This window comes from Paenibacillus sp. MER 99-2 (assembly GCF_023714095.1).
GTDB lineage: Bacteria > Bacillota > Bacilli > Paenibacillales > Paenibacillaceae > Paenibacillus.
On record NZ_JAMAUZ010000008.1, the window covers coordinates 1 to 26,859 of the forward strand.

Annotated in this window: 26 protein-coding genes; 23 read left to right on the forward strand and 3 right to left on the reverse strand. The window is 45.6% G+C overall.

Annotated elements, in window-relative coordinates; translation table 11 throughout:
• Positions 1–131, forward strand: a 131-nt coding sequence (locus M3636_RS29835) for an IS3 family transposase (protein WP_353056303.1), incomplete at its 5' end; no start/stop codon positions are given.
• 469 nt (positions 132–600) lie between these two features.
• Here M3636_RS29835 and M3636_RS23695 read toward each other — a convergent pair.
• Together M3636_RS23695 and hmpA are read right to left on the reverse strand one after the other, a co-directional pair.
• The gene (locus M3636_RS23695) at positions 601–1,833 is read right to left on the reverse strand and encodes a nucleotidyltransferase (RefSeq protein ID WP_251384245.1); all 1,233 of its coding nucleotides are present in this window, start codon (positions 1,831–1,833) and stop codon (positions 601–603) included.
• 241 nt (positions 1,834–2,074) lie between these two features.
• Positions 2,075–3,310, reverse strand: a complete 1,236-nt coding sequence (gene hmpA, locus M3636_RS23700) for an NO-inducible flavohemoprotein (protein WP_251384246.1) — start codon at positions 3,308–3,310, stop codon at positions 2,075–2,077.
• Positions 3,311–4,174: 864 nt separating this feature from the next.
• Between hmpA and M3636_RS23705 the strand changes: the two genes are divergently transcribed.
• The 19 genes from M3636_RS23705 to trmD all read left to right on the forward strand — a co-directional run bounded on the left by M3636_RS23705 (position 4,175) and on the right by trmD (position 22,349).
• The gene (locus M3636_RS23705) at positions 4,175–4,681 is read left to right on the forward strand and encodes a YceD family protein (RefSeq protein ID WP_145411274.1); all 507 of its coding nucleotides are present in this window, start codon (positions 4,175–4,177) and stop codon (positions 4,679–4,681) included.
• Between the two features lie 65 nt (positions 4,682–4,746).
• Positions 4,747–4,920: a 50S ribosomal protein L32 gene (gene rpmF, locus M3636_RS23710; protein ID WP_017689233.1), complete on the forward strand. Its 174-nt coding sequence runs from the start codon at positions 4,747–4,749 to the stop codon at positions 4,918–4,920.
• A 541-nt stretch (positions 4,921–5,461) separates the two neighbouring features.
• Positions 5,462–6,055, forward strand: a complete 594-nt coding sequence (gene fapR / locus M3636_RS23715) for a transcription factor FapR (RefSeq protein ID WP_174715340.1) — start codon at positions 5,462–5,464, stop codon at positions 6,053–6,055.
• A complete protein-coding gene (plsX, locus tag M3636_RS23720; protein WP_251384247.1) occupies positions 6,052–7,047 on the forward strand; it encodes a phosphate acyltransferase PlsX in 996 nt (331 codons plus the stop codon). The genes fapR and plsX overlap by 4 nt, the downstream gene beginning before the upstream one ends.
• An 8-nt stretch (positions 7,048–7,055) precedes the next feature.
• Positions 7,056–8,045, forward strand: a complete 990-nt coding sequence (locus M3636_RS23725) for a beta-ketoacyl-ACP synthase III (protein WP_145046248.1) — start codon at positions 7,056–7,058, stop codon at positions 8,043–8,045.
• A 27-nt stretch (positions 8,046–8,072) separates the two neighbouring features.
• On the forward strand, positions 8,073–9,005 hold the full coding sequence (fabD, locus tag M3636_RS23730) for an ACP S-malonyltransferase (protein ID WP_251384248.1): 933 nt from the start codon (positions 8,073–8,075) through the stop codon (positions 9,003–9,005).
• A gap of 191 nt (positions 9,006–9,196) precedes the next feature.
• Positions 9,197–9,946, forward strand: a complete 750-nt coding sequence (gene fabG / locus M3636_RS23735) for a 3-oxoacyl-[acyl-carrier-protein] reductase (RefSeq protein ID WP_251384249.1) — start codon at positions 9,197–9,199, stop codon at positions 9,944–9,946.
• A gap of 151 nt (positions 9,947–10,097) precedes the next feature.
• Complete coding sequence (acpP, locus tag M3636_RS23740; RefSeq protein ID WP_024630176.1) at positions 10,098–10,331, forward strand: acyl carrier protein; 234 nt, start codon at positions 10,098–10,100, stop codon at positions 10,329–10,331.
• Between the two features lie 178 nt (positions 10,332–10,509).
• On the forward strand, positions 10,510–11,748 hold the full coding sequence (gene fabF, locus M3636_RS23745; protein ID WP_056700515.1) for a beta-ketoacyl-ACP synthase II: 1,239 nt from the start codon (positions 10,510–10,512) through the stop codon (positions 11,746–11,748).
• A gap of 14 nt (positions 11,749–11,762) precedes the next feature.
• Positions 11,763–12,461: a ribonuclease III gene (rnc, locus tag M3636_RS23750; protein ID WP_128101374.1), complete on the forward strand. Its 699-nt coding sequence runs from the start codon at positions 11,763–11,765 to the stop codon at positions 12,459–12,461.
• A gap of 183 nt (positions 12,462–12,644) precedes the next feature.
• Positions 12,645–16,214 carry a chromosome segregation protein SMC gene (gene smc, locus M3636_RS23755; RefSeq protein WP_145411276.1) on the forward strand — a complete coding sequence of 1,190 codons (3,570 nt, stop codon included), beginning with the start codon at positions 12,645–12,647 and terminating at the stop codon, positions 16,212–16,214.
• A gap of 106 nt (positions 16,215–16,320) precedes the next feature.
• On the forward strand, positions 16,321–17,322 hold the full coding sequence (ftsY, locus tag M3636_RS23760; RefSeq protein WP_128101375.1) for a signal recognition particle-docking protein FtsY: 1,002 nt from the start codon (positions 16,321–16,323) through the stop codon (positions 17,320–17,322).
• A gap of 172 nt (positions 17,323–17,494) precedes the next feature.
• Positions 17,495–18,142 (forward strand): PAQR family membrane homeostasis protein TrhA, encoded by a 648-nt coding sequence (trhA, locus tag M3636_RS23765; protein WP_145411277.1) that lies wholly within the window; start codon positions 17,495–17,497, stop codon positions 18,140–18,142.
• Positions 18,143–18,389: 247 nt separating this feature from the next.
• Positions 18,390–18,740: a YlxM family DNA-binding protein gene (gene ylxM, locus M3636_RS23770; RefSeq protein ID WP_251384250.1), complete on the forward strand. Its 351-nt coding sequence runs from the start codon at positions 18,390–18,392 to the stop codon at positions 18,738–18,740.
• 69 nt (positions 18,741–18,809) lie between these two features.
• Positions 18,810–20,186 carry a signal recognition particle protein gene (gene ffh / locus M3636_RS23775; RefSeq protein WP_128101377.1) on the forward strand — a complete coding sequence of 459 codons (1,377 nt, stop codon included), beginning with the start codon at positions 18,810–18,812 and terminating at the stop codon, positions 20,184–20,186.
• A 54-nt stretch (positions 20,187–20,240) separates the two neighbouring features.
• Positions 20,241–20,513: a 30S ribosomal protein S16 gene (gene rpsP, locus M3636_RS23780; RefSeq protein ID WP_056700527.1), complete on the forward strand. Its 273-nt coding sequence runs from the start codon at positions 20,241–20,243 to the stop codon at positions 20,511–20,513.
• 23 nt (positions 20,514–20,536) lie between these two features.
• Positions 20,537–20,767, forward strand: a complete 231-nt coding sequence (locus tag M3636_RS23785) for a KH domain-containing protein (RefSeq protein WP_056700529.1) — start codon at positions 20,537–20,539, stop codon at positions 20,765–20,767.
• A 300-nt stretch (positions 20,768–21,067) separates the two neighbouring features.
• Positions 21,068–21,580, forward strand: a complete 513-nt coding sequence (rimM, locus tag M3636_RS23790) for a ribosome maturation factor RimM (protein WP_128101378.1) — start codon at positions 21,068–21,070, stop codon at positions 21,578–21,580.
• 1 nt (position 21,581) lies between these two features.
• Positions 21,582–22,349 (forward strand): tRNA (guanosine(37)-N1)-methyltransferase TrmD, encoded by a 768-nt coding sequence (trmD, locus tag M3636_RS23795; protein WP_251384251.1) that lies wholly within the window; start codon positions 21,582–21,584, stop codon positions 22,347–22,349.
• 210 nt (positions 22,350–22,559) lie between these two features.
• Here trmD and M3636_RS23800 read toward each other — a convergent pair whose 3' ends face one another.
• A complete protein-coding gene (locus tag M3636_RS23800) occupies positions 22,560–23,531 on the reverse strand; it encodes a polysaccharide deacetylase family protein (protein ID WP_251384252.1) in 972 nt (323 codons plus the stop codon).
• Between the two features lie 551 nt (positions 23,532–24,082).
• Between M3636_RS23800 and rplS the strand changes: the two genes are divergently transcribed.
• From rplS to ylqF, 3 genes are all read left to right on the forward strand, one after another.
• A complete protein-coding gene (gene rplS, locus M3636_RS23805; protein WP_024630190.1) occupies positions 24,083–24,424 on the forward strand; it encodes a 50S ribosomal protein L19 in 342 nt (113 codons plus the stop codon).
• A 462-nt stretch (positions 24,425–24,886) separates the two neighbouring features.
• Positions 24,887–25,507, forward strand: coding sequence for a signal peptidase I (lepB, locus tag M3636_RS23810; protein WP_145408854.1), 621 nt, complete (start codon positions 24,887–24,889; stop codon positions 25,505–25,507).
• Between the two features lie 118 nt (positions 25,508–25,625).
• The gene (gene ylqF / locus M3636_RS23815) at positions 25,626–26,489 is read left to right on the forward strand and encodes a ribosome biogenesis GTPase YlqF (protein WP_128101382.1); all 864 of its coding nucleotides are present in this window, start codon (positions 25,626–25,628) and stop codon (positions 26,487–26,489) included.
• Positions 26,490–26,859 lie beyond the last annotated feature (370 nt).

The window sequence follows — 26,859 nt, forward strand, 5'->3', positions numbered from 1 at the left end:
CAGAAGAGGCTTATAACGCCATTTACCAGTACATTGAGTTCTATTACAACCGCAAGCGAATGCATGGTGCGCTAGGTTATCTTTCCCCTACTCGTTTTGCGAAGAAATTTACGGACAAATCCGTCGCGTAAGTGTCTACTTTCTTGACATAGGTCCATAGACACGCTAATGAGCCTTTTGGACGCGAGAATTAGGTTCATTCCGTGGTATTTTGCAATATAACGTTTCTCAGGTTCGTTACCATTTCCATTCGTTGTGAAATGACGGAATAAGGTCTCTCAGATTCGTTTACAGCGACGAGACGGTGTAGGGAGAGAGGCTCGTTCATGAATAGGCTTTGCCTGATCAAAAAAACCTTCCATTGAGCAGAATTCACCTGCTACAGTGGAAGGTTTTTTGTCTTTTGAGCACAATATAACTCTGATTTTGACCAAGGGCTTTCAGACATGATTATCGAACCATTAGTTCCTGTAACAACAAGGGGTTAACCGAAGTATAACGGTATTTAGGAACTGAATGTCTTTGGTAAGCTCAATCGGTTGTAGTCACATATCCTCAATGATAGAATATCCCGCAGATTGAGTATGCTTATATTCCTATTTAGTATCTTATTGGTGGATCAAAATAGTCGCTGTACATCGTTCTTGTGTCTTTGTCAGCGTAAGCGAGGGCATATGCTGCCTGAGCCTGTATATCCAGTTCAAGCTGGCTGTGACTAAAGGTAGATGGCTTAATCACGACGGGTAGAGATGCGGAACGTTTCATTTGTTTGAGCAGGCTCTGACCTTTCGAGCTGAAGCCAAGGATTCGAAGGTAGCCTGGCCCTTCAGCCAAGATGCTGGGGGATAACTCAGCCTTAGTATGATTTAACAGCACATGTGTTAACATCCGTTGCAGCTTCGTCCGCGTATACCGCTTGGTCTTCAATGCACTAAGCAAGGCATCAACTGAAGGCTCCGCCAGCTGAGACAGGGTACGGATCAGCCGATGCTCTAGTCCTTCCGTGACCTCGGCGATGCTGGCTAGCTCGGAGGCACGGCGGGTCGCCGCGATGTGCAACAGCGGCTGGACAAAGCGCTCCCAGTCCACGGGAGCGCGCCGGGTTTGCCATTCGCGCTGGAGAATGGCAAGGGTTGCCGCCGGCACGTACTGCGCGGCGGCTTCGAGCCCGTCCGCCATCAACAAGCGGCGGACGGCTGTTGCACTGGCGATCGCCCCAGGCCCGGGCGTCGCCTCGTGATACGCGGCACCGGTACGCGCCGCGGTAAAGGGCTGGATCGCGCTGCCTAACCGTTCCAGCGCGATCAGGTAGTGCAGCCCAAGCGAATTGTTGGGCTGCTCCAGCAGTGCAGCGGCGTCGCGAGCATCGACGCCGCCAGGCGCCAGTGCCGCCGCCGCGCCTGCGTACGCGGCGGGGTAGCTGGCGCCCTCCCGCAGGCGGCGCGCGATATCCTCGCGCAGCCCTGCAGGCTCTACAGCCAGCACGCGCGCAATGCGCTGCAGGCTGTCCAGGTCCCCCGACTCGCTGCCGAAGCAGAGCGAGTCGACAACCCCGGTATGGTGCAGTAATGCTACCGCACCATACGCAAACCACTCCGCCGGTTGTACGGCGTAGGCAACCGGCAGTTCAAGCACGAGATCGGCGCCAGCATGAAGCGCCATCTCGGTGCGTGCCCTTTTACCTACGATGGCGGGTTCGCCGCGTTGGAGGAAAGGGCCGCTCATCACAGCAACGACAGCATCCGCACCGCTAAGCCGCCGGGCTTCGCTTAAATGATAGACATGCCCGTTATGCAGCGGATTATATTCAACAATGACACCAACGGCCTTCATATGTATGGTACACTCCTTTTCCAGAAACTAAGAAACTCTTTTCAACAATGTATATAATGTTTGGCTCAATCATATTTGAGAAATTCATCTTCTACCATAATAGGTCAGGTGGGTCGGATGATCAAATCAAAGGCCGCCACAAACATTGCAAAAAAGGCATCACTCTCGCATCGTAAGATGCTTAAGCATGCCTTTTGAAGGGTAAGCCCGTCATTTTATTGTGAAATCGCAAGTTTATACGTTATACACCTTCTACAGAAGGGACGAGCTGTGCCTTTGGACCAAAAAATTCATAATGGATCTGGTCAGGTGATACGCCAATTTCATCTAGTGCTGCATAGACGCTCTGCATGAATGGGACAGATCCACACATGTAAAATGTTGCATCCAAGTTGTCTATGATCTGACGAAGCCAGTCGGCATCCATGTAACCTTCCTTGTGATAACATGAAATATCGCGATCTGAGCTGCTCGGTTGGGTGTAACAATAGTACGCACGAACATTGTCATTATTCTCAGCCAGTTGGTTAATATGTTCACGGAATGCATGGTTGGCGCTGTCTACATTGGCATGCAAAAATGTGATTGGACGTTTATCTCCCTTTTGTACAAGGGTATTCAGCATACTGATTATTGGCGTAATACCCACCCCGCCACTTAGGAGTACAATAGGGCGAGGGTCTTCTGCATGAAGCGTAAAATCGCCAGCCGGAGCGGATAACTCAACAACAGAGCCTTCTGAAATGTGTTCATGGAGATATGTGGAGATCACCCCATCTGGACGATCCATGGAACCCTGTTCTCTTTTGACAGAAATACGGTAATAAGGTTTATCAGGAGCATCAGAAAGGCTATACTGACGTATCTGGGTAAATGGATGACCCTCTGGATGAATTTTGATGCTGATATATTGTCCCGGTTCATGGCTGGAAATGGGCAGACCATCCTCTGGATACAGGTAGAAGGAGGTAATGATGTCGCTCTCTTGCACCTTCTTCGCCACTTTGAACGAACGGAAGCCTTCCCAGCCGCCCGTTTGTTTCTCTGCTGTAGCATACATATCCTGTTCAATTCCGATAAATGCGTCTGCAATGACTTGGTAGGCTTCGCCCCATGCCGTTATAATTTCATCGGTTGCTGCATCCCCGAGCACGTCTTTGATCGCTTGAAGCAGATACGTACCAACGATGGCATACTGCTCGGGAACAATGCCAAGGCTACGGTGTTTATGAGCGACTTGGCGTACCGCAGGTAAGATGGCAGCGAGATTGTCGATATGCAAGGCGGCGGTATATACCATGTTTGCAAGGGCTGCCTGTTGCCGTCCCTGTTTCTGGTTAGCGTGGTTGAATATATTCAACAGTTCTGGATGCGCGGTGAACATCGTTTGATAGAAATGGCGGGTAATGGCTTCACCGTGTACTTCGAGCACAGGGACTGTGGATTTGATGACCTTAATCGTGTTTTCACTTAACATGAAATTCCCTCCCGATAATAAGATGAACGTATTAGAGGTTGTTCAAAAAGTCCGCTTTTGATTACGAAGGATGCCTTGAGGCATCTCAGCGCCCTATATGGAATTCAGCCGAAATGTCCGTTGCTCACGTAGTTTTGCCTACGCTCCGCTACTCCATTTCTATCTTCATCCCATCTTCTTGGTACTGAAAACCGCTCTTTTTGAACACGCACTATTAGAATCTAATTAGCAAAAAAAGCAGGTTGTGACGTAGTCTGCTAAGCGGCTTCACTAGCGTCGTCGTAAGTACTTAGTTTGGAATAAACAGAAGCGGATGTGGTCGAAGAAGATTTTCTTCATCTCCATTACACCACGTTCGTTCTCTATAAAAGTTGCACAATATCCGTAAGCTCCATGTTTAGCTGCATTCCGTTTTCTTATTGCCCGATCACTACATTCACTTAAAATAGTAGAATAAATCCGTCATGCATGCTTAATGTGCCTCGGTTTACAACAAGTATAGATACGGAGCATGGAGGGTCGTGTGATATAGATCACACTAATTATCAACGAATTGTGACCGGTTATTCATGCAATAGATGCTTGTAGTTCGCTTGAAGTAAGCCTATAATGTTTCAATGTGTGTGTTCGGTTGGAGAACATCGGTTATAAAAAAGGGTGTAAAGTTAAAAGTGTTGACAAACCTCTTGGAAAATCGGTATAATGATTTTTGTTTGTTAAGTCAATTTCATAATAGTTTTAATGATATAGCGTCAGAATACATACAGTCAGGAAATGAAGTGCTTATACCTCAGCTTGATCTGTATACATGTCGTAATGCGTTTGACAACAATTATGAGATTGGTTTCGTTTGGAGTGATGGAAATGTTAATGCCATTTCGCAAAGTGGCAACCAGTGATCGTCCCCTACAGTTCAATGAACAGTGGGATGTTAAGGAACTGGTTTCTAACCGACAAGATATCACAGCCGTTACCCCACTGACTGCGGATTTATCTGCAGAACAGAAAGAGGGAAACGTTGTGGATGTTCATGGCAAGCTGACAGCAGGAGCGGACATGTTATGCTCCAGATGTCTTAAGCCGATTAATGAACATTTTCATATTGATTTTCATGAGCAATTCAAGCAGGGAAAACAACCAGAGGAATTGCACGAAGACGACGATACTTTCTATGTGGATGAAGATAGCGTTGATCTGAAGGTTTATGCCGAGGGAACTTTTCTGCTACATCTTCCGTTTGTACCGCTCTGTAGCGATACATGCAAAGGGTTATGCCCTAAGTGTGGCCACGAGTTGAACGAAGGTGACTGCGGTTGTGATAACGAAGTTATCGACCCGCGGCTTGCAGGGCTCAAGGATTTTTTTAAATGAGCATGATTGAAAATCGAACGTAACAACTACCTGCAAAGGTTGATTTTGATAAGGAGGTGGGAATAATGGCAGTACCTCAACGGAGAACGTCCAAGACGCGTCGCGACAAACGTCGCACTCACTTTAAATTGGCTGTACCGGGCATGGTGAAATGTGAGCAATGTGGCGAACTGAAACTTAGTCACCACGTTTGCAAAGTGTGCGGAACGTACAAAGCAAGAGAGATCATCTCTCAATAATAGCTAGCTAATAAGTAGTACTTCATTTAGGTGGAGTGCTACTTTTTCTTTTTTATTTTTTTGTAGGGATGGAGCTTAGACGCTTTGTTGCTTCACTTTACTTCTATCCGCGTTGCTTCTGTCAAATGTCTAGTTCAATCTATATAGATATTTTTTCGGTATAGGACAAGGGGTTTCGTATAATACGGGCAGGTGGAGCGAAGCTTCAGAATAACGGATTGTTTTTGGTGGATCAGCCTTTCTTTTTGACACAGGATGAGATATACTATAGTTTAGTACCAGGTTCTAAGATTTGACGTTACATAGATATGAGTTATAACTTGTACGAAGAAAGGCCCTGAAGTTAGGGCGTAATTATAGAGTAATATGTACTTAAAGTGCATGTTCAAAAAGGTCGGTTTTCGGCTGAATCTCATATTCAATGCTGAGATGCCGCTCGCGCATCCTTCGTAATCAAAAGCGGACTTTTTGAACAACCACTTAAGGATAGAACTGACCGGATGGGCGGTTCCGTAAACGATATAGCTGGGGGGTGTCAGGCATCGAACGTGTACCGAAAAGACAGAGGCAGCAACAGTTGACCAAAATGATCGAAGACAACCCGTTTGTGACGGATCAGGAGCTTACACGACAGTTAAAAGTGAGTATTCAGACGATTCGTCTCGACAGGCTGGAGCTTGGCATACCTGAGCTTCGGGAACGGATGAAACTAATGGCAGAGCGCTCATACGATCAGGTTCGCTCTTTGCCTCTGCATGAGATTATCGGTGATATTGTAGACTTGCAGTTGGACAAGAGTGGAATCTCCTTGTTTGAGATTAAGGAAGAGCATGTCTTTTCCAGAACGGGTATTGCTCGTGGTCACTATGTTTTTGCCCAGGCGAACTCCCTTGCTGTAGCGGTGATTAATGATGAGATCGCATTGACTGCATCGGCAGACATTCGTTTTGTGCGTTCTGTTCATCTGGCTGAGAAATGTATTGCCAAGGCCTATGTCAGATCGATCTCAGGTCAGAAGGGAAAAGCCAAAGTGGAAGTGTTCACTTATGTGGGGGAAGAAATGGTATTCCAAGGCAACTTTGTTATCTACCGTTCGGGTGGAGAAGACAGCGTAGAGGGAGGTCAACTGGTATGAAGATTGTCATTGATGCTATGGGAGGCGATAATGCCCCTGCGGCAACGGTCGAAGGGGCGATCGCAGCCGCCACAGAATGGACGGATACACAGATCGTTCTGGTTGGCGACGAAGCCCAAATTGAACCGCTTCTGAGTCAAGCTGCGGTTAAGCCTGCTAATCTGTCCGTTCGTCATGCTTCTGAAGTTATCGGTTCGGACGATGAACCCGTGAGAGCTGTCCGCCGTAAAAAGGATGCTTCCATGGTCGTTGCCGGAAGGATGCTGAAGGAAGGTGAAGCAGATGCCATGATCTCTGCGGGCAATACCGGAGCACTCATGACAACCGGATTACTAGTTGTAGGTCGCATGGATGGCATCGAGCGTCCAGCACTTGCACCGATGATTCCAACGATTGATGATGTAGGTGTGCTTGCATTGGATCTTGGCGCTAACATGGATGCGAAGCCAGAGCATCTTGCGCAGTACGGACTTATGGGGAGCTTGTATAGACAGAAGGTTCAAGGTATTGACTCACCGCGAGTTGGTTTGTTGAATGTAGGTACAGAGCCTGGTAAAGGAAACGAACTCACGAAGCATGCCTATCCTTTGCTGGAGCAGTTACCGATTCGTTTTGTAGGTAATGTTGAAGCTCGTGACGTACTGACAGGTGCATGTGATGTGCTTGTCTGCGACGGGTTTGCAGGAAATATATTGTTAAAATCGCTGGAAGGCACAGCAGGTGCCATTTTTACTCTGCTCAAAGAACAGTTCTCATCGTCACTCAAAAGCAAATTGGCTGCTGCTGTGCTTATGCCTGAGCTGAGAGGTCTGAAACGGAAACTGGATTATACCGAGCATGGCGGCGCGCCGCTTCTCGGTTTAAGCAGACTGGTTGTTAAGAGTCATGGGTCGGCCGATGGGAATGCGATCAAAAATGCAGTGCGTCAAGCACGGATCGCAGTACAGAATCAGCTAGTGGAGAGCATATCTAAGGAAATTAGCGGGAAGTGAGTGACGACATGAATAATTTGCGCCCGGTTGGGGTTATTGGTACGGGGAAATATGTGCCTGAGAAAATTTTGACAAACAGCGATCTTGAAAAAATGGTAGATACAAATGACGAGTGGATTGTCAGTCGAACAGGAATCAAAGAGCGTCACATCGCTGCACCGGATCAAGCCACTTCGGATCTGGCATATGAAGCAGCGATCAAGGCTTTGGAATCTGCGGGTATGACAGGTAGCGATTTGGACCTAATCATCGTTGCAACGATTACACCAGATTCTGCTTTCCCTTCTACTGCTTGTATTCTTCAAGATAAATTAGGCGCTAAAGGTGCAGCTGCGTTTGACCTGTCTGCTGCTTGCTCTGGTTTTGTATATGGACTTGCGACAGCGACAAGCTTTATCAAAAGTGGTCTATACAATAATGCGCTCGTTATTGGTGCAGACTGTCTGTCCCGGATTACGGATTACACGGATCGGAATACCTGTGTACTGTTCGGAGATGGCGCAGGCGCGGTAATCGTTGGGGAAGTGCCTGAAGGCCGTGGATTCAAATCATTTGATCTTGGTGCTGAAGGTGCGGGTGGTAGCCTGCTTCAACTGGAAGGTGGAGGTTCGCGTTTACCGGCTTCTGCAGAGACCATTGAGAACAAAAAGCATTACATCTACATGAATGGTCGGGAAGTATTCAAATTTGCGGTACGTGTTATGGGAACGGCTACGCTAGAAGTGTTGAACAAAGCAGGTCTGGATCGCTCAGACGTAGATTTGTTTGTTCCGCATCAAGCTAATATTCGTATCATTCAATCCGCGATGCAGCGACTAGATCTTCCAGAAGAAAAAGTAGTTGTGAACGTTGATAAATATGCTAACACATCAGCGGCCTCTATCCCGCTTGCTTTGGTTGAAGCTGCTGAAGAAGGACGCATGAAAGCTGGAGATACCGTACTGATGGTTGGATTCGGCGGCGGACTGACATGGGGAGCATCTGTACTCGTTTGGTAAATTAGATAGCTTGGAGAGATGAATCTGATGAGTAAAATAGCATTTGTATTTCCCGGTCAGGGATCACAGGCGGTAGGTATGGCGAAGGAAGCGTATGAGACGGTTCCAGCGTCAAAAGAAATTTTTGAAGTAGCTGATCAAACGCTTGGCTTTTCGCTGAGCAACCTGATATTTGAAGGTCCGGAGACTGAGTTGAAACAGACATCAAATACACAACCGGCTCTGTTGACAGCAAGTATTGCTTGGCTTGAGGCATTTAAGGAAAAAGGGATTCAAGCGGATTACATGGCTGGACATAGCTTGGGAGAATACAGTGCACTAGTGGCGGCAGGCGTATTGTCGTTTGCTGATGCGGTAAGTATTGTCCGGGCACGCGGTCAGTACATGGAGCAGGCTGTACCAGGTGGACAGGGAGCGATGGCTGCAGTACTGGGTGCGGATCGGGAAGCGCTGGGGGTGCTTTGCCGTGACGTATCTGAAAGCGGACATGCTGTTGAATTGGCGAACATGAACTGCCCGGGTCAAATTGTCATTTCAGGTGTGAAAGAAGGCGTTGCTGCAGTAGTGGAACGTGTGAAAGAAGCAGGCGGCAAACGTGCAATTGCACTGGAAGTCAGTGGGCCGTTCCACTCTTCCTTGATGAAGGATGCGGCAGAGAAACTAGCAGATAAACTTAAAACTGTTTCTTTCGCACCAGCTAATGTTCCTGTTGTGGCTAATGTGACTGCACAGCCGGTACAAGATGGACAAGTTCAACAATTGTTGACAGAACAGGTCTATTCTCCCGTATTATGGGAAGACAGTGTGACATGGCTTATTGAGCAAGGTGTAGACACGTTTATCGAGATTGGTTCGGGAAGTGTACTAACGGGTTTAATTAAAAAGACAGATAAAACCGTAAAATTGTACAACGTAAACAGTCTTGAAACGCTTGAAGCAACGGCAGCTGCCTTGCAATAAAAAAACGTGAAGAAGCGAAGCGTTTGCCTGAAAGCTTTCTTAAAGAAAGCCACATCGGAAGCATATGCTATCACAAGATTTTCCCTTTAGAAAAGGGGATCAAAAAAATCTGGGGATAACAGCGATCGGAACGTTGTTCTGTCATCGGAGTGGTAAGTAGTAACTCTATATTTGGGAGAGGAGGAAAGATTATGTCTAAACAGCTAGAAGGAAAAAATGCATTGGTTACAGGTGCATCCCGTGGAATTGGACGCAGTATCGCGCTTGCTCTGGCGGAGGCGGGTGCCAACGTTGCCGTGAACTATGCGGGCAGCCAAGCGGCTGCTGAGGAGGTAGCGGAAGCGATCCGTGCCAAAGGGGTCAAAGCCATTACCGTTCAGGCTAATGTGGGTCTGATGGATGAGGCTGAACAGATGGTCAAAGCCACGCTTGAAGAGTGGGGTAATGTCGATATTCTCATTAACAATGCGGGAATTACTCGTGATAACCTGATTATGCGTATGAAAGAAGAAGAGTTTGATCAGGTTATTGAGACGAATCTAAAAGGTGTATTTAACTGCCTGAAGGCAGTTACGCGCCCGATGATGAAGCAGCGGTCAGGAAGAATTATTAATATTTCCTCTGTTGTAGGTGTACTTGGTAATGCAGGTCAAGCCAACTATGTTGCCGCTAAGGCAGGCGTGATTGGTTTGACGAAAGCATCTGCTCGTGAACTCGCTTCACGAGGCATCACAGTGAACTGTGTTGCACCAGGTTTCATTGAAACGGATATGACGAAAGAACTGTCCCAGGAATTGGTTGATGGTATGCTAAGTGGTATTCCATTGTCCCGTCTGGGTCAGCCGGATGAAATTGCTGGTGTCGTAACATTCCTGGCATCAGAAGCTTCATCTTATATGACAGGTCAGACACTTCATGTCGATGGTGGCATGTACATGTAATTCTTTCCTGACGTGAACAATAGTCGGGGAACAGGCGCTGGACGATCCGAAATGCCGGAAAAAGGCCGGATTCCCCGGCCGGGAGCCGCATATGTCTTCTATGGCATTTTGCCTGCGATTCTCGTATAATACCAAGGAGGAGGTGAACCGGATGTCCGATGTATTGGAGCGTGTAAAACGCATCGTTGTCGACCGCTTGGGCGCAGACGAAGCTGAAGTTACACTTGAAGCATCTTTCAAAGAAGATTTGGGTGCTGATTCTTTGGATGTAGTGGAATTGGTCATGGAATTGGAAGATGAATTCGATTTGGAAATCTCTGATGAAGATGCAGAAAAAATCACGACCGTAGGTGAAGTTGTAAACTACATACAATCTCATACCTAAAGTCAATTCAGTCCCGCACCTGTTTTCGAACAGGCGGGACTTCTCATCATTCATTGGTTTTTCTCATTCCGCAGGAAGCGTAGGTTAAGTCAGGAATTCATCTTGATTTCTTACGTGTCACCTGCGGATTTTCCACAAAAATACTTGCGTAAAGCAGTCGATATAGAGGTGAGTCGGTTTGAAACAAAGAGTAGTAATTACCGGAATGGGCGTAATGACATCGCTCGGAAAAGATTTAGAGACGTTCTGGGGAAGTTTAATGGCAGGTAAGTCCGGAATCTCTCAGATTGAGGCATTTGATGTAAGTGAATATACTACTCAAATTGCCGCCGAAATCAAGGATTTCAACCCGGAAGAATATATGGATCGTAAGGACGCACGCAAAATGGATCGTTTTGTTCAGTTTGCTGTAGCTGCCGGCTTCAAAGCTGTGGAAGACAGCGGCTTGAAAATTGACGAGAACATTGAGGCAGAGCGTTTTGGCGTATCGATCGGATCCGGTATCGGTGGATTGGGTACTTGGGAAGATCAGCATAACGCATTGCTGCAAAAAGGTCCTAAACGTGTTAGCCCGTTCTTCATCCCAATGATGATTTCGAATATGGCTTCTGGTCAAATGTCGATCTCTCTTGGTGCAAAAGGACCGAACATTAACGTAGTAACTGCTTGTGCTACCGGAACACACTCCATTGGAGATTCCTTCAAGTTGATTGCTAACGGTGATGCAGATGCAATGATCTGCGGAGGAGCTGAAGCAACGATCCGCCCAACTGGACTTGCTGGTTTCTGTGCAATGCGTGCGATGTCTACACGTAATGATGATCCAGCTCATTCTAGCCGTCCGTTTGATACGGGACGTGATGGATTCGTTATGGGTGAGGGTGCAGGTATTCTGATTTTGGAATCACTGGAACACGCTCAAAAACGTGGTGCACGTATCTATGGTGAAGTCATTGGTTACGGATTGACTGGGGATGCACATCACATGACTGAACCAGATCCAGATGGAGCAGCTCGTTGTATGAAGATGGCACTTCGCAATGCAGGTATTGAACCTGAAGAAGTGGACTATATCAATGCTCACGGAACATCCACACCTGTAGGTGACCGCTCAGAGACGCTGGCAATCAAGAAAGCGTTTGGAGATCATGCGTACAAGCTGGCTGTGAGTTCCACTAAATCGATGACGGGTCACATGCTTGGTGCTGCTGGTGGGGTTGAAGCGGTAATCTGTGGATTGTCTCTGACACATCAGACACTTGCTCCAACGATCAATCTGGAGAACCAAGATCCAGAATGTGATCTTGACTATGTACCAAATGTTCCGCGTCAAACGAAAGTTAATATTGCAATGTCCAATTCATTTGGATTCGGCGGTCACAATGCCACCATTATTCTCAAAAAATTTGAAGCATAAGGGGCTAGTTCAATTTGAGTGAAGATCTGAAGCAATTACAGCACAAACTTCAAATCAAATTTGACAACAGGCAGCTTTTAAAACAAGCGTTTACCCATGCTTCGTATGTAAACGAACACCGGTTCAGTCAACATCAGGATAACGAACGTTTGGAGTTTCTAGGCGATGCGGTATTGGAGTTGACTGTTTCGGAATACTTGTATCATTTGTATCCTAACCGTCCGGAAGGTGAACTAACGAAGCTGCGGGCATCTATTGTCTGTGAACCTTCCCTTGTCAAATTTGCTGAAGCATTGGGTTTTGGACAGTATGTACTTCTTGGAAAAGGTGAGGAACTGACTGGAGGACGGACGCGGCCAGCGCTGCTAGCTGATGTGTTTGAATCCTTCATCGGTGCATTATATCTGGATCAGGGACTGGAGCCGGTTAGGGCGTTTCTGGATCAGCATGTATTTCCGTTAATCGTTCTGGGCGGCAAGCTGCAAATGAGTGATTACAAAACGGAGTTGCAGGAACTCACACAGCATCACAACATGGGATCTTTGGAATATCGAATTGTTGAAGAACGGGGTCCTGCCCATGAAAGGGAGTTTGTCTCCGAGGTCCATATGGGTCAAGAACGGCTTGGCAGAGGTACAGGACGTTCCAAAAAAGAAGCTGAACAGCAGGCTGCATCAGCAGCGCTGGAACGATTGAAGCTTCCGGAAGCCTGAGGCTTTACCGATAGCGCATAGACAAACGAAGAGCAAAGAGCAGCCCCGCGGGTCCGCCCCGGCGGAATGATTAGCCGGACTGCTTTTTGCTCTTTTTTTTGTAAAGAGAGGTTAGGGTACTCCTAATTCAATCATATGCGCTGCAACAACTGAAATTTGCAAGAGGAGGTGACGGGAAGCCCTATGTTTCTTAAACGTATTGAACTGGGTGGATTCAAGTCATTCGCCGACAAAACAGAGATGGAATTTGTTCGTGGCATAACCGCGGTTGTGGGCCCGAACGGTAGTGGAAAAAGTAATATATCTGACGGAATTCGCTGGGTATTGGGGGAGCAAAGCGCCAAATCACTACGTGGCGGCAAAATGGAAGATATTATTTTTGCTGGTAGTGACGCGCGAAAAGCCGTCAATTATGGTGAAGTTTCTTTAACGCTCGATAACGAGGATCATGCGCTTGCCTTAGATTTTGGTGAGGTGACCGTGACACGTCGTGTACACCGTAGCGGAGATAGTGAATATTTTATAAATAAGCAATCATGCCGTTTGAAAGATATTACAGAATTGTTCATGGATACAGGGATCGGTAAAGAAGCCTACTCGATTATTGGACAGGGACGAATTGAAGAGATTTTGAGTACCCGGTCAGAGGATCGCAGGGGAATCTTCGAAGAGGCTTCTGGTATCGTCAAATATAAATCCCGTAAACGGGATGCTACACGAAAGCTGGATGAAACAGAGCAAAATTTGCTGCGGATTCATGACCTCGTTACTGAACTAGAAGATCAGATTGGCCCGCTCAGAGAACAGTCGGAGAAGGCAATTCACTATAAGGAATTACGGAGTCAGTTGAAATCTCAAGAAATTTCGATGTATGTGTATCAGATTGAACAAATCCATGCTTCCTGGAGCAAGGCTAATGAACGTTTACAATCGTTAAAACAGGAAGAGGTTGGTCTCTCTGCAATTGTCTCCACACATGATGCAAAGCTAGAGAGCGATCGAAATGCGTTACGTACACTCGAAGCTGAGACGGAGCGACTGCAATCGGAGCTCCTACAATTCAGTGAAGCAACCGAGAAGAGTGAAGGGCACAGAGAATTATTAAAAGAACGAGCTCGCAATCTGCAAACGAACCATGAGCAATTGACCGTGACCGTTGCAGCCAGTGAAGAAAAGCACCGCGAGCGTGAGGCTGAGTTGCTCTCCCTTCGTGAGAAGTTCGCTAAGCTGGAGAAAGAACTTACGGAAGTGAGAAACAGCCTGTCCGAGGAAGAGGCTAAGCTCATTGGGGTGACTGGAGGTATCAGTCAACAACAAGAAGAGAGTCTCAAAGGTAATTTGCTCGAATTAATGAATCAGATGGCACAGACACGGAACGAAATTCGTTATGTGGATCAGCAAAAAGAAACGCTGGAGCGACGTATGAGTCGTGCATCCGAGGAGTCGGGCAAATGGGAAGAGCAAAAGGAAACGTTAGAGCAGCGGAAGGCGGAAATTGAGAAAAAGGTTGCTCGTCTGGGCAAGGAAATTAGTGAACTCCGCGGGGGATACATTACCGAGAGTGAACGACTTCAGTCCTTGCAGAAGCTGCTGGAAGAGAGTCGCGGAACCGTGCGGAAATGGGAGCAGAAGCGTGAAGCTCAAGTTTCCAGACGTGATACGATGAAAGAAATGCAGGATGATTTTGATGGCTTCATGCTCGGTGTTAAAGAAGTCCTGAAGGCGTCCCGTAAAGGTACACTGAGCGGGGTTCATGGTGCGGTAGCTGAGCTGATCAAAGTACCTGAGAAGATTGAACTTGCGGTAGAGACGGCGATGGGTGCGTCTGTGCAACATATCGTCATGGAGAACGAATCGGTCTCCAGACAGGCGATATCTTTTCTGAAGCAACGACAACTAGGTAGAGCTACATTCCTGCCGCTGGATGTCATTCGTCCACGTACAATTGGTGCTAATGAGCGCTCGATGATTGAAGGTATGGATGGATTTGTTGGTATTGGTGCCGATCTGGTTCAATATGACTCCACGTATGCTTCGATTATCGGTAGCTTGCTTGGAAATGTCATCATTGCAGAAACGTTGGAGGTAGCCAACAAAATTGCTGCACGGTGTCAATATCGCTTCCGGGTAGTAACCCTTGAAGGCGATGTGGTTAACGCAGGTGGTTCCATGACAGGCGGAAGCCAGCACAAGAAAAACGGCAGTCTGCTCAGCCGTAAACGGCAATTGGATCAGTTGGACCAAGACATTGTGGATACCGAAAACCAAATCGTCAAATTGCATCGCAGTGTGGACGATGTGAAAGCTCAGTTGGAGCAGTGCCAGGACAAGCTGGATGAGCTGCGACAGTCTGGTGATGATACGCGTAATGCGGAACAGCAGGCATCGATGGAAATGAAGCAGGTTGAGCATGAGCTTCGTCACGTACTGGAGCAGGTTGCTGTAGCCGGTCAAGAGAAGAGTGGATTCAAAGAAGAGATTCAAGAGATGGATAATGCTCGTGCGGTCGCTGTCCAAAAGCTTGCTCAGCTTGAAGAGGAAGAGAAGGCAACGCATCGTGCTATCCACGCTGCTGAATTCGCGCGTAAGGCCAATGAATCAGCCAAAGAGGAATTGCAGAGCCAATTGACTGAACTGAAAGTGCGGGAAGGTAAGCTGGATCAAGAGCGTTATTCCAATGAAGAGCAGCTACGCCGTTTGGAACGAGAAGTCGAGTCACTTGTGAAGGAACTTCGTCAGAATCGTACCTTGCTTGCCTCGATGGAAGCGGATCTGAAGAAAACACAACTTGAGAGCGTTACGCAGATTGAGAATCTGAACGAGTACAAGCTGAAGAAAGCAGAAGCTTCTCAGGAGCTTGATTTCAAGCGTGCTGCTCGAAGTCAATTGTCGAAGAAGCTAGAGCTTGCGGAAAGTGAAACGAAGGAACAGCGCACACAGCTCAAAGCAGTGGAAGAGCAGATGCGTCAGACCGAGATTTCCGTGAACAGGCTTGATGTTGAGCTCGAAAATATTTTGCGTAAATTGACCGATGAATATGAGCTCGGATATGAGCTAGCTAAAGAGCGTTATCCTGTACCAGAGGATGTAGAAAGCACACAGGCTGAGGTACAGAAGCTCAAACGAAGTATATCTGCGCTTGGTGAGGTCAATCTGGGAGCGATTGAAGAATTCCAGCGTGTCAATGAACGTTATGAATTCCTCAGTGAACAGAAGAATGACCTGGTTGAGGCCAAAACAACCTTGTATCAAGTCATCCGTGAGATGGAAGACGAGATGGCTAAGCGTTTCAAATCAACGTTTGATGCGATTCGCCGTGAATTCGGCACCGTATTCTCCAAATTATTTGGTGGTGGACGCGCGGATCTCGTCCTAATGGATCCTGAGCGAATGCTGGATACGGGAATAGATATCGTCGCTCAGCCGCCAGGCAAAAAGCTGCAAAATTTGCAGCTATTGTCCGGGGGAGAGCGAGCGCTCACAGCGATGGCATTGTTGTTTGCCATCCTGCATGTTAAACCCGTGCCGTTTTGTGTTCTTGATGAAGTTGAAGCTGCACTGGATGAAGCGAACGTTGTTCGATTTGCTCAATATCTACGTGAATTCTCCGAACAAACCCAGTTTATCGTGGTGACACACCGCAAGGGTACGATGGAGGAGGCTGACGTTCTCTATGGCGTTACGATGGAAGAGGGCGGCGTGTCCAAGCTCGTTTCAGTTAGGTTGGAGGACGAGGAAGCGGAGATCGCATAGATGGTTTAACTAGGTCGTGTCTAAAAAGAGCACTACGAAGTATGGGCAATATTACAGATGGTCTATTATAAATGAAGTATGACTATGCACACGATGGAGGGGCTTTATGAGTTTTTTTAAGAAGCTGAGAGATAGCATTGCTAGCAAAACGGAGTCGGTTACGAAGCAGTTTAAGGAAGGACTCGAAAAGACACGCAAAGAGTTTGTTGAGAAAGTATCTGACCTTATGGTTAGACGCAAAAAAATCGACGAGGAATTCTACGAAGAATTGGAAGAAATTCTAATTGGAGCAGACGTTGGTGTTAACACCGTGATGAATCTCATTGATGAATTACGTGTTGAGGTGAAAAAACGCAAGATTGAGGACGCGGCTGAGCTACAGCCTGTGCTTTCTGAGAAACTAACTGACTTGCTGCGCGGAGAACAAAATAATGAATTAAAGCTAAACCCGAATGGAATTACGGTAATTCTATTTGTTGGCGTTAACGGTGTTGGAAAAACAACGACAATTGGTAAACTTGCACATCGTTACAAACAGCAGGGCAAAAAAGTCATTATGGCAGCAGGGGATACATTCCGTGCAGGTGCAATCGAACAGTTAGAGGTTTGGGGACAACGTGCTGGAGTGGAAGTCATTAAGCAGCAAGCGGGTTCGGATCCGGCGGCAGTGATGTTTGATGCTGTGCAAGCCGCTAAACAGCGTAACGCGGATATTTTGCTCTGCGACACAGCTGGTCGACTGCAAAATAAATCCAACCTGATGGAAGAGCTGAACAAAATTTATCGTGTTATTCAGCGTGAAATTCCGGATGCTCCACATGAGGTGCTGATGGTGCTTGATGCAACGACAGGACAAAACGCCCTGAATCAAGCGAAACTCTTTGGAGAGAAAAGTGGCGTGACAGGACTTGTACTGACGAAGCTTGATGGAACAGCTAAGGGAGGGATCGTGGTTGCGATTCGCCAAGAGTTGGACTTGCCTGTGAAAATGGTAGGTTTGGGTGAGAAAATGGAGGATCTGCAGCCATTCGACTCTGAGCAGTTCGTACACGCACTGTTTGCTGGATTAATTCAGGAGCAGGTAGAAGAGGGGTCTACTGAAGAGTAATTTTACCGTCAACTGATGGTTTACACAGACACAGCATTTTTGGGAACACGAACGTATCGTATACATGACTCTATTGCCGTTGATAAGCGTATGCTCAACATGTTTATCTACGGCAATTGGTGTATAATGGAATAAAATTGAACTTAAAATAGGGTTAGAAAGGACGGTTGATATGGCCAATACCTATACCTATTCCCGCCGTGAAGAAGTCGCCAATGCAGTAACTCATGGGATCGGTGCTGCGCTTAGTGTGGCTGCATTGGTACTATTAATTGTATTCTCCAGTATGAAAGGTACGGCATGGCATGTGGTCAGTTTCACGATCTACGGGATCACGATGCTTATGCTCTATACCAACTCAACGCTAGTACACGCACTTAAAGAGGGGAAAGCCAAAGACTTGTTTGAGTTTTTCGATCATTCCTCTATTTATTTGTTTATAGCAGGAACATATACGCCCTTCTTGTTCATTGCTGTCCGCGGCACACTGGGTTGGACGTTATTTGGAGTCATTTGGGGCATCGCGTTATTCGGCGTGATTTTCAAGGCGTTTTTTACGAAAAAGTTTCTGTTTATGTCCACAATCTTCTATATTGCCATGGGCTGGCTCATCGTCATTGCATGGCAGCCGCTTGTAGCTGCAATTCCTTCAGGAGGAATTGTGTTATTAGTAACGGGGGGGCTGATGTATACGCTCGGAACGCTGTTTTATGTGTGGCGTGGATTCCCGTACCATCATGCTATCTGGCATTTGTTTGTACTGGCGGGCAGTATTCTTCACTTCTTCGCCGTGCTTTTGTACCTTACACCTTTACGATAGTAACAATAAACGAATCATCTCTTTGTGGAGGGGGTTCGTTTTTTATTTAGAGAGCAGTGATGTAAAAGAAGGATATAGGGCGGATTAATATTGATTATTTCACCTTATTTATGAGCGGTTTGTTGCCTTAAATAAAGCAATTATATTGTGACAAGTATTTTTGCTTGACATCCTGATTTGTTTTCGGTATTATTAGGAACGTTGCAAGAGTGTAAAGTGTTTTTCCTTGACGAAGGGAGTCCCCGATATGAGTCAAGAAAATCGGCTTGAGAAGACAAACCGGATTAACTTGCTGTTTGCTTTTTATGAACGTTTACTGACAGAGAAGCAACAGACCTTTTTAAAGTATTACTTTCATGATGATTTCTCGCTCGGTGAAATTGCATCCGAGTTCGAGATCAGCCGCCAGGCGGTATACGAGCATATCAAGCGTGCCGAACAAGTGCTTGAAAATTACGAAAGCAAGCTTGGCTTGTTAGAAAAGCATGAGCGTCGCAATCGTAATCTTGAAGATTTGCAAATTGCATTGGAAGACATCGGTGTCTCCATTGATAACAACAAACCAATAAACGATATTGTTCAGCAGCTTAGAGAATAGAACGATTTTGAACGCTGAGCGAAACGTAACGATCTTACAAACAGTATTACAGCTTAAGGAGGTGGGATCATGGCATTTGAAGGATTAACGACCCGATTGCAGAATGTGTTCAGTAAACTGCGCGGCAAAGGCAAGGTGTCTGATGAAGATGTTGCCGAAGCGATGCGCGAGGTGCGTCTGGCATTGCTTGAAGCGGATGTAAACTTCAAAGTGGTCAAGGAATTCATCGCCAAGGTGAAAGAAAAGGCTGTCGGTAAAGAAGTGATGGATAGCTTCACACCAGGAATGGTGATTATCGACATCGTAAACAAGGAACTCACGGACTTGATGGGTGGAAGTCAGTCAAAGCTGGCTAAAGCGAATAAGCCTCCAACAGTTCTGATGATGGTTGGTTTACAGGGTGCAGGTAAAACGACAACATCCGGTAAACTCGCTAAGATGCTGCAAAAGCAAAATAGCAGACCATTGCTTGTGGCGGGAGATATTTATCGTCCTGCAGCGATTAAGCAGTTGCAAGTGCTTGGTGAACAGATCAAAGCGCCTGTATTCACACTGGGAGATCAGACAAGCCCCGTAGAGATTGCACGTCAGGGATTGCAACATGCAAAGGATAACGGCAATGATTATGTTATCATCGATACCGCAGGTCGTTTGCACGTAGATGAAGAACTGATGGAAGAACTTCGTCAGATCCATAGTGTAGTTAACCCGGATGAGGTTCTGCTTGTTGTAGATAGTATGACAGGACAAGATGCTGTTAATGTGGCAGAACACTTTAACAAGCAGCTTGATCTAACCGGTGTTGTACTGACCAAACTGGACGGAGATACCCGGGGTGGTGCGGCACTTTCTGTCAAAGCCGTTACGGGTTGCCCAATCAAGTTTGCTTCTCTTGGTGAGAAGCTGGACGCACTTGAGCCTTTCCATCCGGAACGGATGGCTTCACGGATTCTCGGTATGGGCGACATGCTCTCTCTAATTGAGAAAGCTCAGTCGAACATTGATACAGAGAAAGCCAAGGAAATGGAACGTAAGATGCGTAATGCTGAATTTACGTTTGAGGATTTCCTTGAGCAGATGGATCAAGTGAAAAAGCTTGGACCAATCGATCAGATCATGGATATGATTCCTGGCATGGGCAAGATGAAACAAGCCAAGGATCTGAAGGTTGATGACAAGCAGATGGGTCGAATCGAGGCGATTGTGTACTCGATGACAACAGAAGAGAAACGTAACCCGGATATGATTAATCATAGTCGCCGGAAACGGATTGCAACGGGGAGCGGAACATCTCTAGCTGAAGTTAACCGATTGATCAAGCAGTTTGATGAAATGCGCCGCATGATGAAACAGTTCTCGGATATGATGGGACCTAAAGGCGGCAAAAATAAAGCAATGAAGCAACTCAAAGGATTAGGAAAAGGAATGAAGTTTCCTTTCCGTTGATGTTACCTGCACTAAAGCAATAATCTGATTTCATTGAAGGAGGTGAATTTTCAAATGGCAGTTCGTATTCGTCTGAAACGTATGGGTGCTCACAAAGCTCCTTTCTACCGCGTAGTGGTATCGGATTCCCGTTCCCCACGTGACGGTCGTTTTATCGAGGAGATCGGTTACTACAACCCGGTTGAACAACCGGCTGTTGTTAAGATCGATGAAGATAAAGCATTGCAATGGCTTCAAAATGGTGCGCAAGCATCTGACACTGTCCGCAACTTGCTTAGCAAAGCGGGCGTGATGAAGAAGTTCCACGAGTCTAAACTATCTAAATAAGGTGCTGATTCGGAGGGTCATCTATGGAAGAATTAGTAAGTGTAATTGCTAAGGCTTTGGTCGATCATCCGGAAGATGTGACGGTTCGGACGGTTGAGAAAGACCGGCTTGTCGTGTATGAGTTAACCGTGCATCCTGACGATGTTGGGAAGGTCATTGGTAAACAGGGACGTATCGCAAAGTCTCTCCGTACAGTCGTCACATCAGCAGCAGTTAAGATGGATAAACGGGTTACCGTAGATATCATATCTTAAAGATATACGAAAGGGGGTTAGGATGCATGTCCTAGCCCCTTTTCGTGCATGCTGAACTTAATGTTTATTGGATATTAAATAAAAATATTTTTTGGTATGAGTGACATCGGGAGCAGTGTAGGAGACGGAATCGATTCTGGAGAAGCGTTAGCGTTCACCTTTATCACCACATTTTCACCTTTTTATAATAGTTCAAAAAATGAGGGGATAACAGTGATCGGAAGAACGAACCGTCGCTGGAACGGCCATTCGAGAGTCGAAGTACCTATTTATTTTGATTGAATTTCGTAGGAGGATTGTATGGCAGAATTTATGAATGTAGGTAAAATCGTGAACACTCATGGCATTCGTGGAGAATTGAGAATTATGCCGTTGACGGATTTCCCGGAAGTACGGTTCGCTAAAAATGCAGAGCTATATTTCTTTACAGCGGATAATCATCCGATCTTGGTGCATGTAGAATCTGCACGTTTGCATAAAAATATGTACATCGTTCGTTTGAAAGAGTATGGAAACATTAACGAAGTGGAAAAGTTCAAAGGCGGGATGGCTAAAGTATCCAAAGAAGATTTGGCTGAACTCGAAGAGAATGAATACTACTTCCATCAGATTGTGGGATGTACTGTTATTACGGAAGAGGATGAGACACTCGGAACGATCTCCGAAATTCTAACGCCTGGTGCCAATGATGTATGGGTGGTCAAAACACCAGCAGGCAAAGAAGTTTTAATTCCGGTAATTGACGATGTCGTGCTTCATGTTGATGTGAAGGAGAAGCTGGTTAAGATTCACCTTATGGAAGGGCTGCTGTAGCATGAAAGTAGATGTATTAACTTTGTTCCCGGAAATGTTCGATGGTGTATTCGGGACAAGTATTCTTGGTAAAGCTCAGACCAAAGGACTTGTATCTCTCAATGCAGTTAATTTCCGTAATTATGCGACCAATAAGCATAACACAGTAGATGATACGCCATATGGGGGCGGAGGCGGTATGGTGTTAAAACCGGATCCGATCTTTGCGGCTGTGGAGGATATCCTTGATCAACGTGAAGAGGCTGCTGTACCTACGATGAAGGCGCCACGTATTATTCTAATGTGTCCACAAGGAGAGACGTTCACACAGCAGAAGGCGGAAGAGCTTGTGCAAGAGGAGCATCTTATTTTTATATGTGGACATTATGAAGGTTATGATGAGCGTATTCGTGAATTTCTCGTTACAGACGAATTGTCCATTGGCGATTATGTGTTAACGGGTGGAGAGTTACCGGCTATGGTTGCTATTGATAGTGTGGTGCGTTTGATTCCAGGTGTACTCGGCAATGAAACGAGCGCAGTGACCGACTCGTTCAGTACAGGCCTACTGGAGTATCCGCATTATACACGTCCACCAGAGTTTCGAGATATGAAGGTACCAGACGTGCTGTTATCAGGTCATCATCTGAATATCGATGCATGGCGCCGGGAGCAGTCTCTGCTACGTACATTAGAGCGCAGACCTGATATGCTGGAAAGTGCGGAGTTGACGGATAAAGAACGGATCTGGTTAGAAGAGCTTCGTTTGAAAAAAGAGAAATCAGAGTAGAAAAAGAGCCTTCATACTGACTTTAGATATATTAAAGTACAGATGTAGTGATCGTATAAGCTGTTATAGGTAACATAAGCGTATACTGATTAATGAATAGGGCTTAACTTTGTATATTAACGGATAAAGACGTAAGGCCTAGCTACAGCCCTGTTTGGGCGGTATAGCTAGGCTTTTTTGTGTGTAAAGACATGCGCCGAATGGATGAGCTTAGTTTGTCTCGTTTGTCTCAGTGACCGATCCAGATCCAGCATCTCGACTTGAACTCGATTGCAGCAATGTGGAGAGATCCGTACCAGTAGTCACGGTAAGACGTGGAAGCCTCATTAAGTCGGCACCGGGCTTCACCATCCCCTGAACAACGGTAAAGGCCATGCGGTAGCCATTTTGCTGCAAGTAGTAGATCATCTGTGTGCTTGTATATCCAAAAGGATAAGCAATATAAGGTGTGTCAATGCCTGTCTGCTTCATCTGCTGAATATCATCATTGAGGAGGCTAGTATCCAGACCAGCGGGAACGAGCTGACCACATCGTATGAAACCTTTATGATGAAGGTTGTAGGTGTGACTGTTATACTCAAATACATCTGAACCCGCTTCTATCTCTGGTTTAGATAAAAACGTATCTTTGCTTGAGTCAAATACAGAAGGCTGATCCTGAATTTTACTGCCGATCACAAAAATGGAAGCGTGGAAATCATACTTCTTGAGAACAGGATAGGCAAGTGTGTAGTTGTTCTGGTAACCATCATCAAAGGTGATTACGATCGATTTGGAAGGTAATGAAATTCGTCCATTAACGTAGTCCTCCAACTCTTCAAGTGTGATCGTATGGTAACCTTCGTCATGCAAATATTTCATGTTTTTTTCAAAATCTTGCAGACTAATCATAGATTTGTTTTGTTTCTTCTGAGCGTCCATATGAGGTTCTATGTAATGATACATCAATACAGGGACTTCCGACGCAGTACCTGGCTCCACCTGAAATGTAGTGGTATCAAGAGCAGGTATGCTGTTATATTCGGAGTGAGATAATGAGAACGCTTCACGTTTCACCATATCCCATGATGTGCAGGCTTTGTGCGCTAAGGCATTGGAAGGATGATTAACGGCATAGACATACACTGTAGTCAGACAGGTCAGTACAGCTAGAGTAACGAGCAAACATTTTTTCCATTTCATACGAACGTGGTTCTCCTTGTAAAAATATCGTTATTATTTATGGGCATAAGTAACCTTATATATCATAGACGAACATGGCTCCGCGGAAGTTACAGTATCTTAGCCGGTTGAAGGTTGACTTTGTTCCGCGAATCTGATTGCTAAGCAATCTAATCATGAGACTATGTCTAATTGTAGAGCTGTAATAAGGGAGATCATGAGAATCATGAAAAGTCGCCAAAAAGTTATGATTACGGTTCTATGCGTACTATTATTCGTTGTCATTCAGAAATAGTTAGGATATAAGGATGAGACGTTTATTACGAGGGTCATTTTTCTATAGGATGATCAAATTAAAGCGATTGATGGGATACCTGATTATACACTTGGGAATAGTTTATCCATTCATCTTCAGAACACAAATAACTTGTTACAATTATCTTGTGTTTTGACATGCTACATGATACAATAAGTCTGTTGTGTGGAATACGGCGGTCCTCTATGGATAATGAAGGAGACAAGGTGATCTCTGGAAGAAGTATGAACGCCTGTACGGAAGGAGGGAGTCATAGATGAATATCGTTCAAGCGATTACACAAGAACAACTTCGCAAAGATATTCCGAGTTTTCGTCCTGGTGACACTTTGAAAGTGCACGTTAAGGTAATCGAGGGAACTCGTGAGCGTATCCAATTGTTCGAAGGTGTTGTGATTAAACGCCGTGGTGGTGGAATCAGTGAGACTTTTACAGTTCGTAAAATTTCTTACGGTGTAGGTGTGGAAAGAGCTTTCCCGCTTCATTCCCCTAAAATCGATAGAATCGAAGTGGCTCGCCGTGGTAAAGTGCGTCGTGCGAAGCTTTATTATCTTCGTGAACTACGCGGTAAAGCAGCGAGAATTAAAGAAATTCGTTAATATAACGGATACCGGGGAGGGCTTGGAGACAAGCCCTTTTCGTTTTTGTCTGGGAAAAGTTGAACCGGAGGTACACTTCCGAGTAAAATGGTATGGCGGCACACGTAAGAGTTAGTCCGGGAGGTTAGGATTAATCAGTTATTGATGTCATTTAATTGTGGTTTGAATGTGCGGAGTTCTTGTGTGAGCATTTTGCATAAATCCAATGTACGACTTATAATTACCAAAGATTACATTTTTAGTGAGTTATAAAAATGATTCGTTTGTCTTTACATTGGTTTACACAGGTGTATCTGCCTGTCTGATTACCGTTTCCCCAAGTAAATGGAATCGAATTATGCAAAATGCTGGCGTATAGATTACATAACTGATGAGATTATTTTGTATCTGTTTCGAGCTAGATGCAAAATCTGGATTTGCAAGCTGCTATAAACATGTACCGTGAAGAGAGGAAGATCAGTGATGGAACATGAAGTTCAACCAAACCAAGGCAATGCTGTCGATGAAAAAGACAGTCGATCCAAAAAAGCTAAAAATGAAATTCTCGAGTGGCTTAAAGCCATTGTTATCGCATTAGTGCTCGTTATTTTGATTCGGTGGTTGTTGTTCAAACCATTTGTCGTAGACGGACCGTCGATGCAACCGAATTTTGAGACGGGTGAACGAGTGATTGTTAATGAAATATTATACGACATTCGAGAGCCGAAGCGTGGTGAGGTTATTGTCTTCCACGTACCTTCCGAAGGTCGCGATTTCATTAAACGTGTTATTGCAGTTGAAGGTGACACGGTTGAGGTAAATGATGATACGGTAACGGTCAATGGTCAAAAAGTCAATGAGACTTATATTCAAGGTGCGATTGATGCCGCGGAAGCAAATGGCGGGACGTATAACGTGAAGGATTTCCCGAATGATCAATTCCCGGATGGTAAAGTGCCACCAGGACATGTGTTTGTAATGGGAGATAATCGTCCTAACAGTACAGATAGCCGTATGATTGGATATGTATCTCTAGAGGATATCATCGGTCGTGCCGATGTAATATTCTGGCCGGTCGGTAAGATAAAATGGATTAACCATTAATAGTGATGCAGGCCTTATGAGCAGACTATGTAATAGGATTGATAATGAACAAGAAGGCATTGCCTATAGGAGACAAGTAAGCTGCCTTAGATTAGAACGATAATGAGGTGAGGACAAGGTGACGATACAATGGTTTCCAGGTCATATGACCCGAGCCAGACGCCAGATTCAGGATAAGTTGAAGCTCATTGACGTGGTCATCGAACTGTTGGATGCCCGTCTGCCTGTCTCCAGCCGTAATCCGATGATTGACGAGATATTGCAGGGGAAACCCCGTATGATTCTGTTGAATAAGTCTGATTTGGCAGATGCTAAAGTGACGCAAGAATGGATTGACTATTTCAAAAAAGAGGGCATTACCGCTTTTCCTGTAGATGCTTCAACAGGCACGAATGTAAAAGACATTCCTGCACAGGCGAAGCTTCTTCTAAAAGAAAAAATTGATCGCCAGCTAGCTAAAGGGGTTAACCCTCGTGCGGTTCGTGGATTGATTGTAGGTATTCCAAACGTGGGTAAATCAACGCTGATTAATCGACTGGCAGGACGAAGCATTGCACTGACAGGGGATCGCCCGGGTGTGACGAAGGGACAACAGTGGATTAAGGTAGGCAAAGAGATGGAACTGCTGGATACCCCTGGTATTCTATGGCCGAAGTTCGAAGATCAGAATGTAGGTTATCGCCTTGCGGTAACGGGTGCCATCAAAGAAGAAATTCTGAATGCCGAGGATATTGCCTTTTTTGCGATTAGTTACTTAATGCGTTATTACTGGGATGCTCTTGAGGAGCGTTACGGACTTGAGGATTTTTCCAAGGATGCAGATGATTCGGACAGTGTCATTGCGATTATGGAAAAGGTTGGACGCATTCGTGGTTGTATTGTAAGCGGAGGGCGTGTTGACCTCGAAAAGGCATCCAGAGCCTTTTTGCGTGAACTGCGTGCTGGCAAAATGGGACGCTTCTCAATGGAAGCTCCATATTAAATCAATATATTATAGGAAGATGAATTGTATACTCCGTCTTCTTATATGGAACAAGAGCCGAAAGAAGCGGCCGTTACCGGATTACCGGGAGCGGCTGCTTTTTTGTATATAAGGCAAGATATCTAATGAACTAAGCCTGTTGCATTAGATAGGGGGAGCCAAAATGATAGTTAGCGGAGGTATGAGCTAAATTAAAAAAAGCGAGATTTACGGGATGATTTTGCCTACAGGTTTTTACAAAGGACATGATTTGGAAGATTTTGAGTGAGAACTTGCATTGCTCAGATTGCGTCATATATATATGAGGACAAAACGAATCATGGTATGATGAATGGTGAAGTAAATGGACAAGGACGGATGCAAAATATCT